A 13,099-nucleotide genomic window follows, 5' to 3' on the forward strand; every position below is an offset into this window, starting at 1 on the left:
AAGCCCGTCCGGCGGGTGAGAACGAACCGGCCGCCGGGCGGGCCCGGCCCCATAACCCGCCCCACCGTCACAGCCCCGGAGGCTCCTGCGGCCCCCGGTCCACCGGCCCCCGGCCGGACAGGACCTCGCCGTACGCCTGCATCAGATCCGGCAGCCGCAGCGTCGCCAGATCGTCGCGCGTGGGCACCGCCGCGTACCCGGACAGCCGCAGGTCCCGGTACGCGCAGCTCTTCTCGTACAGCGTGCGCAGAAACCGCCCGTTGCCCAGTTCGTCGATCCAGCCCTGGTCGACGACATGGCCGCTGATCGAGCGCAGTTCCTCCAGGGACTCCTCGTCCCACACATCATCGTTGTCGGCGGCCAGTACCTCGCCGATCGAGGTGAGTTCCAGCGGCCGGTAGCTCGGGAAGTCCACCCGGGTCGTGAAGCGGGACGAGAGCCCGGGGTTGGTGGCCAGCAGCCGGTCCATGCCCTCGGGGTAGCCCGCGAGGATGACGACGAGGTGGTCCCGGTTGTCCTCGGCCCGCTTGAGGAGCACCTGCAGAGCTTCGTCCCCGTACGCGTCCCCCTTGCTGTAGCCGGAGTTGGAGAGGCTGTACGCCTCGTCGACGAACAGCACTCCGCCGAGCGCCGAGTCGATCAGCTCATTGGCCTTGACCGCGGTCTGGCCGAGGAACTCGCCGACCAGATCGGAACGCTGGGCCTCGACCAGGTGGTCCCCGCCGAGCAGCCCCAGCGCGTAGAAGACCCGGCCCAGGATCCGGGCCACCGTGGTCTTCCCGGTCCCGGACGGCCCCGAGAAGATGAAGTGACGTTTGGGAGGCTGGACCGGAAGCCCCTGGCCGGCCCGCAGCCGCGCCATGTTCAGCTGCGCGGACAACGCCTTGACCTGGCGTTTGACGGGTTCGAGGCCGACCATCCGCTCCAGTTCCGCCAGCGCCTCGGCGAGCAGCACCGGATCGCTGGGCCCCGCCGGGAACGGCTGCGGCGACGACTGGCCGGGCACCGCCGTCTTCTCCCGCGCCCCCGCCCCGTCGGCGTGGGGCGGTCCGCCGGCGCCCGTCAGGCTCTGCGGTTCGCCGCCGGGCCGCAGTTCCCGGCCGTCCACCAGATCGGTGCCGAGCAGCGAGTCGCCGTCCTGTTGGGCCTCCGCGACCGTGCCGTCCATCCCGAACCCGGTCAGCGACACGGAGGCGAGCCCGGACGCCTCGTCGGTGCCTTCGAGCCCGTCGTAGTCCGCGATGGCGGCGAGCCGCGCCGAGGTGTCCATGAACGCCGGGTCGATCCGGTGCACCGCCCGGTAGAGCGGCAGTGCGGCCGCGCTGCGGCCGGTGCCCTCGTGCGCGCGGGCCAGCCAGTAGCGCAGCTCCTTGCGCTGCGGCTGTTCGCTGCGGCAGCGCATCAGTGCGGTGGAGAGCAGCGGCTCGGCCTGCCCGTACATCTCCAGTCGTACCCGTGCCATCCCGCCGAACAGCCCTGCCTCGATGCCGAGCAGCGGATCGTCGACGAGGTGCTCGGTGTTGCGTACGAGCTGTTCCCAGTCCTTGACCAGATAGGACCGGCAGGCATGGAGGAACCGCACCTGCGGGTCCGTGTCCACCGGAGGTAATCCGGCCAACGCCCGGTCCAGCTCGGCGACATGACGCCCGTCCAGCCAGTGCGACGCGTGCGCGAGCAACAGGTCACGTGGGCTCTCCAGCACCGGTTGCACCCACCAGCCCAGCCAGTACCAGGAGTTGAGCGTGCGCCGATGGCGGGTGCGCTGTTCGCCGAACCGTTCGCGATGCCGGTACATCCGCAGCAGCGCGGTCGTCGTGTCGATCCGCAGGGCATGGAGGCCGAGCCAGGCGTCCGCCATGCCGGGATCCAGGCGCACCGCAGTTCTGAACTCCTCCTCGGCCTGTGGGTAGGCGCCCATCGTGTAGGCGTCCACGCCGCGCAGCCAGGCGAGGTCGGCCGGGGCCTGTGCGCCCTGCGTGCCGATGTCCATCAGGTCCCCCACAAGCCGTGCCCCCAGGATGTCCCACCGCACGACCGCCCGTCGAGGCGCGCTGAACCACTGTGCCATGGACGGGAATTGACCGCACCGAGAGGCATCGTACCTGCGCAGGGACTGCGCGACTAAGGGTGCCGCAGGCAGAACGGAGGCCGTGACCGAGGGTAAGCGGAAGGGTGTGCACGGCAGCGCGAAAAGAGATGCGGGGACAGAACGAAGCCCCCGATCACGGGGGAACAACCGGGGGCTTCGCGTCTGTGGGGGCTCCGAAAAGCCGCACATTGAGAACGTAAGACCTGTACCGCCCCCGGGTCAAGCACAGTTGAGGCACTTCCGGGCTGATTTCCGACTGCTCAGTACGTCGCCGCTGGAGGATCACGGTGGGTGACGGAATGGTTCACTCCTGCTGTCGCGCGCGGTCCCTCCAGCCACTTGTACCCCACAGGCAACTGGCGTACCAGGGCATCCGCGTAGGGGCGCGAGGGATCGACGGCAAAATGTTGTTCCTCGGCTGCGGTCCACCCGTCCCAGAACGCCGAAAGCGCAGGCCCGTCCCGGCGCCGGCCCCGCTCCCACGACGCCGCGGGGCCGAGCTCCATCCACCACAGTCGCGCGAGATACGGGCGCAGCGCACGGCGGCCCGCCCCCACCCCCTCGATCAGTACCACCGGCGCGGGTTCCAGAATGCGCGGCGGGCCGAAGCGCCGGGCGGTCCAGTCGTACGGCGCATAGCGTGCGCTCTCGCCGAGCGACAGCGGCCCGATCACCTGGTCGCGCACCCGGTCCACCCAGTCGAACAGCTCCTCGTGCGTGGCCAGATCGTCCAGCCGCAGTACGGGCGCGTCGCCGAGCGCGGCCGACAGGCGGGACGCGAGGGTGCTCTTGCCCGAGCCCGCATGGCCGTCGACGGCGATCAGTCGCAGCGGTCCGCAGGACGGCGGCAGGGCGTGCAGCCGGGAGGCGTGGCGCGAGAGGTCGTTCATGTGGCCCAGCCTACGAGCCGGTCCCAAGCAACCGCAGGTCACGCCAGTGGTCCAGACCAATATTGGTTCGGCGGTACACCGCGATTTGCTGGCCGAATCCGGCTGCGACCCGCAATAGTTGGCGCACTGTCGTGCACCCGCAGCCCCATTCCGCTTACGACCGGGGGTTTCGCCCATGAACCGTCCGACCTCACGCAGAACCGTGCTGACCGTCGCGCTCGCGGTGGCGGCCGCCGCCGGTACGGCGTCGTCCGCCGGCTCCGCGGCCGCCGCGATGCCGACTGCCGCCCCGCCCCACGCGGCGGCCGCCTTTCTGGTGGACAACCACTCCTGGAGTACGTACACCGACTGGCGCAGCGGTTCCGGCGCCGGAACGCGCGCCGTCGCGGGACACAGGCCCGGCCTGGTGATCGGCGACCCCCGGGGGCGCACCGACTACACCGACCCGCACACCGGCAAGACTGCCACCTGGGAGTACGCGACCTGGACCTCGCCCCGGCACCGGTCCGCCGTCCCGGCGACCGAGGTCATCGCGTCCTGGAACGCGGACACCCCGGCAGGCACCTGGATCCAGGTCGAGCTGAGCGGCCGCTACTCCGACGCCACCGACACCCCCTGGTATGTGATGGGCCGCTGGGCGGCGAGTGACGGCGACATCCGCCGTACCTCCGTCGACGACCAGACCGACGGCAAGAGTTCCATCTGGACCGACACCTTCTCGGTGGACGACGCGGCGAGCGGGCTGCGGCTGGTCTCGTACAAGCTGCGGCTCACCCTGTACCGCACCCCGGGCAGCAGCCTCACCCCGACCGTGTGGCGGCTGGGCGCGATAGCTTCGGACATCCCCGACCGCTTCACCGTGGAGCCCAGCGCTCCCGGCCTCGCGCGGGAGCTGCCGGTGCCGCGCTACTCGCAGAGCGTGCACGCGGGCCAGTACCCGGAGTACGACAACGGCGGCGAGGCGTGGTGCAGCCCCACCTCCTCGCAGATGATCATCGAGTACTGGGGGCGCAGGCCCACCGCCGAGGACCTGGCCTGGGTGAAGCCGGGCCTCGCCGACCCGCAGGTCTGCCATGCGGCCCGCTTCACGTACGACTACCAGTACGAGGGCTGCGGCAACTGGCCGTTCAACGCCGCCTATGCCGCCACGTACGACGACATGAGCGCGGTCGTGACGCGGCTGCGCTCGCTGACGGACCTGGAGACCCTGATCCGGGCCGGTATCCCGGCCATAACGTCGCAGTCCTTCCTCAAGGAGGAGCTGACGGGGGCCGGGTACGGGACATCCGGCCATCTCATGACCGTGATCGGGTTCACGGCGGACGGCGATGTGATCGCCAACGACCCGGCCTCGCCGAGCGACGAGGCCGTCCGCCGGATCTACAAGCGGCACGAGTGGGAGACGATCTGGCTCCGCACCAAGCGCTACAACGCGAGCGGCAAAGTGGTGTCCGGCACAGGCGGCGTCTGCTACCTGTACTTCCCGGCGTACCCGACGCCCGCCCAGGAGCGGGCTCTGGCGGCCGTCGGCATCCGCTGACGCGGTCCGGCGCTCCCGGGGCAGTGACGGATGTCATCTACCCCGGGGGCCCGCCCTGGTGGCAGTCTGGTCGGGTCACGGGGGGACGTTCACTGCCGGACGACCGAGCGAGATGCCATGACCGCGACCACCGCAACCACCGTCACTGCCCGCCGCCGCGCGCGGACCGGAGGTCCCGAGAACCGGTCCAAGCTGCTGGAGAACGTGCTGGGCTGGACGCTCGTCGTCCTCGTCGCCATGTTCGTCACCCAGGCCGGCCTCATGTGAGCAGCCGTGCGTCGGCGCAACAGGGCGGGAAGCCTCGCCGGCTCCCCGCCCCATGAAGCGCACGGCTGCGGCTAGTTGATCGCCTTGATCAGCTCGCCGTTCGTGGTGTCACCGCTCAACTCCCAGAAGAACGTGCCCCCCAGGCCCTGCTGGTTCTTGTAGCCCATCTTCGTGGCGATGGTGGCCGGGGTGTCGTAGCTCCACCAGTTGGTCCCGCAGTGCGCGTACGCCGTGCCGGCCACGGTGCCGGTCGCCGGGCAGCTGGTCCTGAGGACCTTGTAGTCCTCGATGCCCGCCTCGTACGTACCCGTGGCCGCACCGGTCGCCGTTCCGCCCGGCGCGTCCTGCGTCACACCCGTCCAGCCGCGGCCGTAGAAGCCGATCCCGAGCAGCAGCTTCGAGGCGGGCACGCCGAGGGCCTTGAGCTTGGTGACGGCGGCGTCGCTGGTGAAGCCCTCCTTCGGAATCCCGGTGTACGAGGTCAGGGGGGAGTGCGGGGCCGTCGGGCCCTGCGCGTCCCAGGCGCCGAAGAAGTCGTACGTCATCGGGTTGTACCAGTCGACGTACTTCGCAGCGCCCCCGTAGTCGACCGCGTCGAGCTTGCCGCCGTCCGAGCCGTCGGCGGTGATGGCCGAGGTGACCAGGTTGTCCGTGCCCAACGTGGCGCGCAGCGCCGCCAGCACGTTGCCGTACGCGTCCCGGCCGCTGGTGTCGCAGGTCAGACCGCAGGCGTTGGGGTACTCCCAGTCGATGTCGATGCCGTCGAAGACATCGGCCCAGCGGGGGTCCTCCACCAGGTCGTAGCAGGACTGGGCGAATGCGGCCGGGTCCTTCGCCGCCTCACCGAAACCGCCGGACCAGGTCCAGCCGCCGAACGACCAGATGACCTTCAGGTTCGGGTGCAGCTTCTTCAGCTTGCGCAGCTGGTTGAAGCTGCCGCGCAGCGGCTGGTCCCAGGTGTCGGCGACGCCGTCGACCGACTGGTCGGCGGTGTACGCCTTCTCGTAGTCGGCATAGCTGTCGCCGACCGCGCACTTGCCACCGGTGACATTGCCGAAGGCGTAGTTGATGTGCGTCAGCTTGTCGGCCGAGCCCGAGGTCTCGATGTTCTTGACGTGGTAATTGCGCTGGTAGACGCCCCAGTCGGTGAAGTATCCGACCACCTTGCTGCCGGCCGCTGTGGGGGCGGCTTCGGCGGTTCCGGTGGCTGCGCCGGCCGACGCCGGGCCCGCGGCACCGAGGAGGGTGGCACCGAGGGCGGCGGTACAGACGGCTGCGGCGAGCGCCCGGAACCGGGCGCGGGGACGGTGAAGTCCGATCATCGTGGCTCCTCGTGGGGGAGGGGGCTTGCGAGTGGGGGGACATACGGCCGACTCGACACGGACTTGGCATGAACGCGATGAGGCCGGCCACGTGGGAACCGTAGGTGGACTAGACCAGTTGGGTCAATTGTTCGGACCATCCGGATGGCGATCCGGGCCCCGCACGGGCCACCCGGCCGCCCGCTCCGGCACCCGGTGACGGATACCGTCCGATCGGGCATACTCAACCCGCCACAGCCGCTGGCCAGCAGCTCTCGTAATCCGGGAGGGCAGCATCGGTTGGGTAGTAGTGCTTGTCCGGGCCCCGGCCCGGAATTCCCCGGCGGCGCCGCTCACACCCCGCGCGCGCGACCGCCGCAACGCCCGACAGGGAGGAGAGCGCCGTCATGTCCGACCGTGCCCCGCAGTTGGTGGAGCGTCGTCTGCCCACCGAGGAGTCCAGGCAGCTCGTCGCGCTGGTCCGCGACATCGTCCAGCGGGAGATCGCGCCACGGGCGGCGGAGGAGGAGGACGCCGGCCGGTTCCCGCGCGAAGTCTTCACGCTGCTCTCCGAGTCCGGACTCCTCGGTCTGCCGTACGACTCCGCTTACGGCGGCGGAGACCAGCCGTATGAGGTCTACCTCCAGGTTCTCGAAGAACTCGCGGCCGCCCGGCTCACCGTCGGTCTCGGTGTCAGTGTCCACTCGCTCGCCTGCCACGCCCTCGCCGGATACGGCACCAAGGAGCAGCAGGCGGAACATCTTCCGGCGATGCTGGGAGGCGGCCTGCTGGGCGCCTACTGCCTCTCGGAGCCCGCCTCGGGCTCCGATGCCGCCTCGCTCCGCACGAAGGCCGTACGGGACGGCGACGACTGGGTCATCACCGGCACCAAGGCGTGGATCACCCATGGTGGGATCGCCGACTTCTACACGGTCCTGGCGCGTAGCGGCGTCGAGGGTGCCCGAGGCATCACCGCCTTCCTGGTCCCCGGCGACGCCGAGGGGCTGAACGCGGCCCTCCCCGAGAAGAAAATGGGCATGAAGGGCTCGCCCACCGCCCAACTGCACTTCGACGGCGTACGGGTACCCGACGCGCGCCGGATCGGTGAGGAGGGGCAGGGCTTCGCCATCGCCCTGTCCGCACTCGACTCCGGGCGTCTCGGTATCGCCGCCTGTGCCATCGGTGTCGCGCAGGCGGCCCTGAACGAGGCCATCGGATACGCCACCGGACGGCAGCAGTTCGGCCGTCCCATCGCCGACTTCCAGGGGCTGCGGTTCATGCTCGCCGACATGGCCACCCAGATCGAGGCGGGCCGCGCGCTCTACCTCGAGGCCGCCAGGCTGCGTGACGCGGGTCGGCCGTTCTCCCGTCAGGCCGCCATGGCCAAGCTGTTCTGCACCGACGCGGCCATGCGGGTCACCATCGACGCCGTCCAGGTCCTCGGCGGCTACGGCTACACCCTCGACTTCCCCGTCGAGCGGCTGATGCGCGAGGCCAAGGTGCTGCAGATCGTCGAGGGCACCAACCAGATTCAGCGCATGGTCATCGCGCGCCACCTCGCAGGTCCCGAGACGCGCTGAGCCGCAGTGGCCGGTCCGACCACACCGGCGTCGTCATGATCCGGTTCCACTCCTGGTCATGGCGGCCCGGCAGGGTACGGCCGGTGGACTCCCAATGACTCAGCATGGCCCGGTAGATGGGCGGATCGGTCGAATGCGGCACCGCGCGCGGCGGAGACGGTGCGGGTGCAGGCTTAGGCGCCGGCTGGGGACCGGGCCGCGGAACCGATTCTTCGGAGGTCGGAGCGGCGAGACGGCGGCGACCGGGGCCGGCCGTTGAATGCAGCAGCGTCATGTCAGGCCAACGCCGTGGGACGGGGCCGGGTCACTGCCGGGTGGATTCGAGCGCCCGTTCGCCAGGTTCCCCTGCCTCGCGGGCGTGCCTCGATGCTGCCCGCACCACGCCGGTTCGGCCGTCGTGGTGCAGTGCAGGTGTCTGTCAGGTGCTGCCGGAGGTCTCCGGCGGCGTCGGGCCGTGTCAGGCCGCGTTACGGCGCATCTGCGGGACCCGCAGCGGGCGCGAACCGACACCACCGGCGTGCGAGAAGGGCTGCATCCTCCAGTCGAGTCCCTGAGGGAGCGTCAACAGCAGTCCCGTCTCCTGCTCGTGGAGTTCGAGCGACTCGTCGGCGGGGCGCGTCTGCGCGACGCCGCGGCCGGTGCCGGCGCACACCGTGAGGACGAACGGGTTCCACGGGGTCGGGCAGAGCGCGTGCTCCGGCAACACATCCTCGTCGGCCAGCAGCGCGATCGGCTGCGCACAGTCCGGGCAGATCACCCGGTACATCTCAAAAGTGTCGTACGCGTCGGGAGCGGAGTCCTCGACGGGTTCAACAGGCTCCGGTTCGGTGCGTCCGGTGAGCTTCAGGCTCTGCATGGAGAATCTCCCCCTCAGGTGGGCCGACAAGGCGCCACGGCCTCGACCACAGCAAGCACTTCCCGTCGCGCCTCGGCCGTAACCACGAGGTCGTCGGCTACCTACCCGTAAACCTGTGGCATTCGTCACATGCCCGGTGCAGGTGCCCGGTTCGGGGCTTCTACGACTGTGCCTGGAGGGACCGGGGGCCATAGGTTGACCGCATGGAGGAGCTGGACCGTCAGATTGTGGAGTTGCTCGTCAAGGACGGGCGGATGAGCTACACCGACCTGGGCAAGGCCACCGGCCTGTCCACCTCGGCCGTTCATCAGCGTGTCCGAAGGCTGGAGCAGCGCGGGGTGATCCGGGGCTATGCCGCGGTCGTCGACCCCGAGGCCGTCGGACTGCCCCTCACCGCATTCATCTCGGTGAAACCCTTCGACCCGAGCGCGCCGGACGACATCGCCGAGCGGCTCGCCGGCGTGCCCGAACTGGAGGCGTGCCACAGCGTCGCGGGCGACGAGAACTACATCCTCAAGGTGCGGGTCGCGACCCCGCTGGAGCTGGAACACCTGCTCACCCGGATCCGCTCGCTGGCCGGAGTCTCCACCCGCACCACCGTGGTCCTCTCCACCCCGTACGAGGCACGGCCCCCGCAGATCTGAGACGCGCCCGCCGACGGCTCCGAGGGGGTGCGGACCGCGCCGCTCCGTGCAGGCGCCAGACTGGTCCCATGACCGAGAGCACCGCCCCCCAGAGCGAACACCGCACCGTGCTGCTGCGCGGTGGAGACGTCCACAGCCCCGCCGACCCCTTCGCCACCGCCATGGTCGTCGAACGCGGCCATGTCGCCTGGGTGGGCTCGGAAGGAGCCGCCGACGCCTTCGCGAGCGGCGTCGACGAAGTGATCGACCTCGAAGGGGCGCTGGTCACTCCGGCGTTCACCGATGCCCATGTCCACACCACATCGACCGGCCTGGCCCTCACCGGTCTGGACCTCTCGGGCGCCCGCACCCTGGCCGAGGCCCTCGATCTCGTACGCACCCACACGGCCGCGCATCCCGCCGACCGGGTCGTCCTCGGCCACGGCTGGGACGCCGCACGCTGGCCCGGGCAGCGGCCCCCGTCGCGCGGCGAACTCGACGCGGCGGCCGGCGGCCGGCCCGTCTATCTGCCCCGGATCGATGTGCACTCGGCGGTCGTCACCACCGCCCTCCTCGATCTGGTCCCCGGCGTCACCGCACTGACCGGCTACCACCCCGACGCCCCGCTGACCGGCGCCGCCCACCACGCGGTGCGTTCCGCCGCGCACAACGCCGTCTCGCCGCAGCAGCGCGCCGACGCCCAGCGCGCCGCCTTGGACCACGCCGCCTCGCTCGGCATCGGCACCGTCCATGAGTGCGGCGGACCCGACATCTCCGACGAGGAGGACTTCACCGGTCTGCTGAGGCTCGCCGCCGGGCGGCCGGGCCCGCGGGTCTTCGGCTACTGGGCCGAGCAGGTCGGCGACGAGAAGGATGCCCGCAGGATTCGCGAACTCGGTGCGCTCGGCGCCGCCGGGGATCTCTTCGTCGACGGCTCCCTCGGCTCGCACACCGCGTGCCTGCACGAACCGTACGCCGACGGTCCGGCCGGACACACCGGTACCGCCCACCTGGACACGGCGCAGATCGCCGCCCATGTCACCGCCTGCACCGAGGCCGGTCTGCAGGCCGGCTTCCACGCCATCGGCGACGCTGCGGTCTCCGCCGTCGTGGCAGGAGTCCGGGCCGCGTCCGAAACGCTCGGCCTGGCCCGCATCCGGGCCGCCCGGCACCGCGTCGAGCACGCCGAGATGCTCACCCCCGAGACCATCGCCGCTTTCGCGGAGCTGGGTCTGACCGCCTCCGTCCAGCCCGCCTTCGACGCGGCCTGGGGCGGCGGGGACGGCATGTACGCGCAACGGCTAGGCGTCGAGCGTGCCCGCGCCCTGAACCCCTACGCGGGCCTCCTGCGGGCCGGTGTGCCCCTCGCCTTCGGCTCGGACAGCCCGGTGACCCCGCTGGACCCGTGGGGGACCGTACGGGCCGCCGCGTTCCACCGCACGCCCGAGCACCGGATCTCCGTGCGGGCCGGTTTCACCGCGCACACCAGGGGCGGCTGGCGCGCCATCGGTCGCGACGACGCGGGCACGCTGGTGCCCGGTGCACCCGCCGACTACGCCGTCTGGCGCACCGAGGAACTCGTGGTCCAGGCCCCGGACGACCGGGTCGCCCGATGGTCGACGGACCCGCGGTCCGGGACGCCCGGGCTTCCGGATCTCACTCCGGGCGGTGAACTTCCGGTCTGTCTGCGTACCGTGATCTTCGGACAAACTGTCTACGTAAGGCCGAACGGGTGACGTCCGGACATTTCGTACCGCCGATCGAAGGCGCCCGCGCTTCCCCACGACCTGGGAATCTCCGGTACTGACCAGGCAAGATCAGTAAACCTTGCAGGTCAGACGGGTATTGACAGAAAGCGCCCACGGGCCGGTAGGTTCGGCCGAGTCCACCACAGGACGTCCGACCGGTTGAACCTCCACGCAGTCGTCGAACGCCGCTGGGTCATGGGGTGGTGTGCCGCACCGGTGCACCACCACTGACAGCCAGGTTCAGCGCCCGCGCCTCGGGGGCGAGGGAAGGTTCGAACCGGACGGCAGGTGCGACCCGGGTGGGGCCCGGACGTTCAGTAGACAACGGCTTTCGGTCGACCCGCAGCCAGCGGGACCCAGGTCGGCCCGAAGGACGCCGGGCCCCGATCCGCAGTTCCGTCCGCGCTTCTGTCCGCACTTCCGTCCTTCTGTCCGGCCCGGCCGCCGATACCTTCCGACCGCGTCGGTCCTCGGTCCCGGGTGCGGTCGATATGGTGTGCACCTCGTACGGACGTGAGGGGCAGTAAGTGAACGACGGCGGTCAGAGGCGATACGGCCCGCTCGGCAGAGCGTTGGTGATCATCCCGACCTACAACGAGGCCGAGAACATCAAGCCGATCGTCGCCCGGGTGCGCGCCGCAGTGCCGGACGTGGACATTCTGGTCGCCGACGACAACAGCCCCGACGGCACAGGCAAGATCGCCGACGAGCTCGCCGCCGCCGACAACCAGGTCCAGGTGCTGCACCGGCAGGGCAAGGAAGGGCTCGGTGCCGCTTACCTGGCGGGCTTCCGCTGGGGTATCGAGCACGGCTACGGCGTCCTTGTCGAGATGGACGCCGACGGCTCCCACCAGCCCGAGGAACTGCCCCGGCTGCTCACCGCACTCAAGGGCGCCGACCTGGTGCTCGGCTCCCGCTGGGTGCCGGGCGGGCGCGTGGTCAACTGGCCCAAGTCCCGCGAAATGATCTCCCGGGGCGGCAGCACGTACTCCCGGCTGCTGCTCGGGCTGCAGACACGGGACGTCACCGGCGGCTACCGGGCCTTCCGGGCGGAGACCCTGCAGGGCATCGGCCTCGACGAGGTCGCCTCCCAGGGCTACTGCTTCCAGGTCGACCTGGCCCGCCGCGCCGTCGACGCCGGGTACTACGTGGTCGAGGTCCCGATCACTTTCGTGGACCGCGAGATCGGCGATTCCAAGATGAGCCGCGACATCCTCGTCGAGGCGCTGTGGCGGGTCACGGCATGGGGCGTCACCACCCGCACGAACCGGGTCCTGGGCCGCAAGCCCGCCTGATCGCCCTCACCTCCCGCTTATCCCGCTCGGACGTGCGTCCAGGCACACTGGGGACCATGACGACCGGCACACCGCCCCCGACCGCCCAGCGGCGCTCGCGCGCCCGTACCTTCATCCCCCTCGCCCTCGCCGCCTGGGCGGTGCTGGAGATCTGGCTGCTGACCGTGGTGGCGGACGGCGCGGGCGGATTCACCGTGCTGTTGCTCCTGATCGGCGGCGTCGTGCTGGGGGCCGTCGTGATGAAGTCGGCCGGCCGCCGGGCCTTCCGCAACCTCACCGAGACGCTCCAGCAGATGCCGGGGCAGCCGGGGGCCACCGCCGCGTCGCCCGCCGCCCCGTCGGGCACCAAGGGCAACGGGTTCCTGATGCTCGGCGGGCTGCTGATCATGATCCCGGGGATGATCTCGGACGTGGCGGGACTTCTTCTGCTGCTGCCGCCGGTGCGGACGATGCTCGGCAGGTACACGGAGAAGTCCCTGGAGCGCCGGATGCGCGCCGCGGCACCGGGGAGTCTCTCCGACGCGTTCCAGCAGGCCCGGATCCACCGCCCGGACGGAAAGGTCGTCCAGGGCGAGGTCATCCGGGAGACCGACCCCCACTCGAACCCCAACTCGAACGAGAACCCTCGCCCACCGCTGGCCCCGTGACCGAGGCGCGCCCCACGGTCTGCGCCGAACGGCTGTTCTCAAGTCCCGGACGGGCTTGTCCGCCCGTGCCCGGCGTTCACGTCCGGAGAATTCAGGCCCGTCGGGCGTCCACGCTCGAGTCGGCGCTGGGCGAGACATTCAAGCCGTCCGGCGCTTTGAGGGCAGGGGAACCGGCCGCCGGACGCCCCCCGCACGACAGAGCCGCGGGCGGAGACCATCGAGGAGACCGCAGCTCTTGTCGACGAGGCCGGCGGCCACGGGAT

Annotated in this window: 11 protein-coding genes; 7 read left to right on the forward strand and 4 right to left on the reverse strand. The window is 70.7% G+C overall.

What is annotated here, in order from left to right; genetic code table 11:
- Positions 1-67: 67 nt before the first annotated feature.
- On the reverse strand, positions 68-1,990 hold the full coding sequence (locus ABZV38_RS23885; protein ID WP_356330034.1) for an AAA family ATPase: 1,923 nt from the start codon (positions 1,988-1,990) through the stop codon (positions 68-70).
- A gap of 359 nt (positions 1,991-2,349) precedes the next feature.
- The gene (locus ABZV38_RS23890; protein ID WP_356330013.1) at positions 2,350-2,979 is read right to left on the reverse strand and encodes a hypothetical protein; all 630 of its coding nucleotides are present in this window, start codon (positions 2,977-2,979) and stop codon (positions 2,350-2,352) included.
- A gap of 175 nt (positions 2,980-3,154) precedes the next feature.
- On the opposite strand from ABZV38_RS23890, the gene ABZV38_RS23895 reads away from it, so the two are divergent.
- Entirely contained in the window at positions 3,155-4,519 is a 1,365-nt protein-coding gene (locus ABZV38_RS23895; protein WP_356330015.1) for a peptidase C39 family protein, read from the forward strand.
- Positions 4,520-4,636: 117 nt separating this feature from the next.
- Positions 4,637-4,786: an SCO1431 family membrane protein gene (locus tag ABZV38_RS23900; protein ID WP_356330017.1), complete on the forward strand. Its 150-nt coding sequence runs from the start codon at positions 4,637-4,639 to the stop codon at positions 4,784-4,786.
- 71 nt (positions 4,787-4,857) lie between these two features.
- On the opposite strand, the gene ABZV38_RS23905 is transcribed toward ABZV38_RS23900, so the two are convergent.
- Positions 4,858-6,108, reverse strand: coding sequence for a glycoside hydrolase family 18 protein (locus ABZV38_RS23905; protein WP_356330019.1), 1,251 nt, complete (start codon positions 6,106-6,108; stop codon positions 4,858-4,860).
- A 386-nt stretch (positions 6,109-6,494) separates the two neighbouring features.
- Between ABZV38_RS23905 and ABZV38_RS23910 the strand changes: the two genes are divergently transcribed.
- The gene (locus ABZV38_RS23910; RefSeq protein WP_356330021.1) at positions 6,495-7,667 is read left to right on the forward strand and encodes an acyl-CoA dehydrogenase family protein; all 1,173 of its coding nucleotides are present in this window, start codon (positions 6,495-6,497) and stop codon (positions 7,665-7,667) included.
- A gap of 457 nt (positions 7,668-8,124) precedes the next feature.
- Here ABZV38_RS23910 and ABZV38_RS23915 read toward each other — a convergent pair whose 3' ends face one another.
- Entirely contained in the window at positions 8,125-8,523 is a 399-nt protein-coding gene (locus tag ABZV38_RS23915; RefSeq protein WP_356330023.1) for a hypothetical protein, read from the reverse strand.
- 203 nt (positions 8,524-8,726) lie between these two features.
- Between ABZV38_RS23915 and ABZV38_RS23920 the strand changes: the two genes are divergently transcribed.
- From ABZV38_RS23920 to fxsA, 4 genes are all read left to right on the forward strand, one after another.
- Positions 8,727-9,167, forward strand: a complete 441-nt coding sequence (locus tag ABZV38_RS23920; RefSeq protein WP_024493538.1) for an Lrp/AsnC family transcriptional regulator — start codon at positions 8,727-8,729, stop codon at positions 9,165-9,167.
- A 68-nt stretch (positions 9,168-9,235) separates the two neighbouring features.
- Positions 9,236-10,882, forward strand: coding sequence for an amidohydrolase (locus ABZV38_RS23925; RefSeq protein ID WP_356330025.1), 1,647 nt, complete (start codon positions 9,236-9,238; stop codon positions 10,880-10,882).
- Between the two features lie 539 nt (positions 10,883-11,421).
- Positions 11,422-12,189 carry a polyprenol monophosphomannose synthase gene (locus ABZV38_RS23930; protein ID WP_356330026.1) on the forward strand — a complete coding sequence of 256 codons (768 nt, stop codon included), beginning with the start codon at positions 11,422-11,424 and terminating at the stop codon, positions 12,187-12,189.
- Between the two features lie 56 nt (positions 12,190-12,245).
- Entirely contained in the window at positions 12,246-12,836 is a 591-nt protein-coding gene (gene fxsA / locus ABZV38_RS23935; protein WP_356330028.1) for an FxsA family membrane protein, read from the forward strand.
- Positions 12,837-13,099 lie beyond the last annotated feature (263 nt).

This window comes from Streptomyces sp. NPDC005181, assembly GCF_040608395.1.
In the GTDB taxonomy this organism is placed as follows: domain Bacteria; phylum Actinomycetota; class Actinomycetes; order Streptomycetales; family Streptomycetaceae; genus Streptomyces.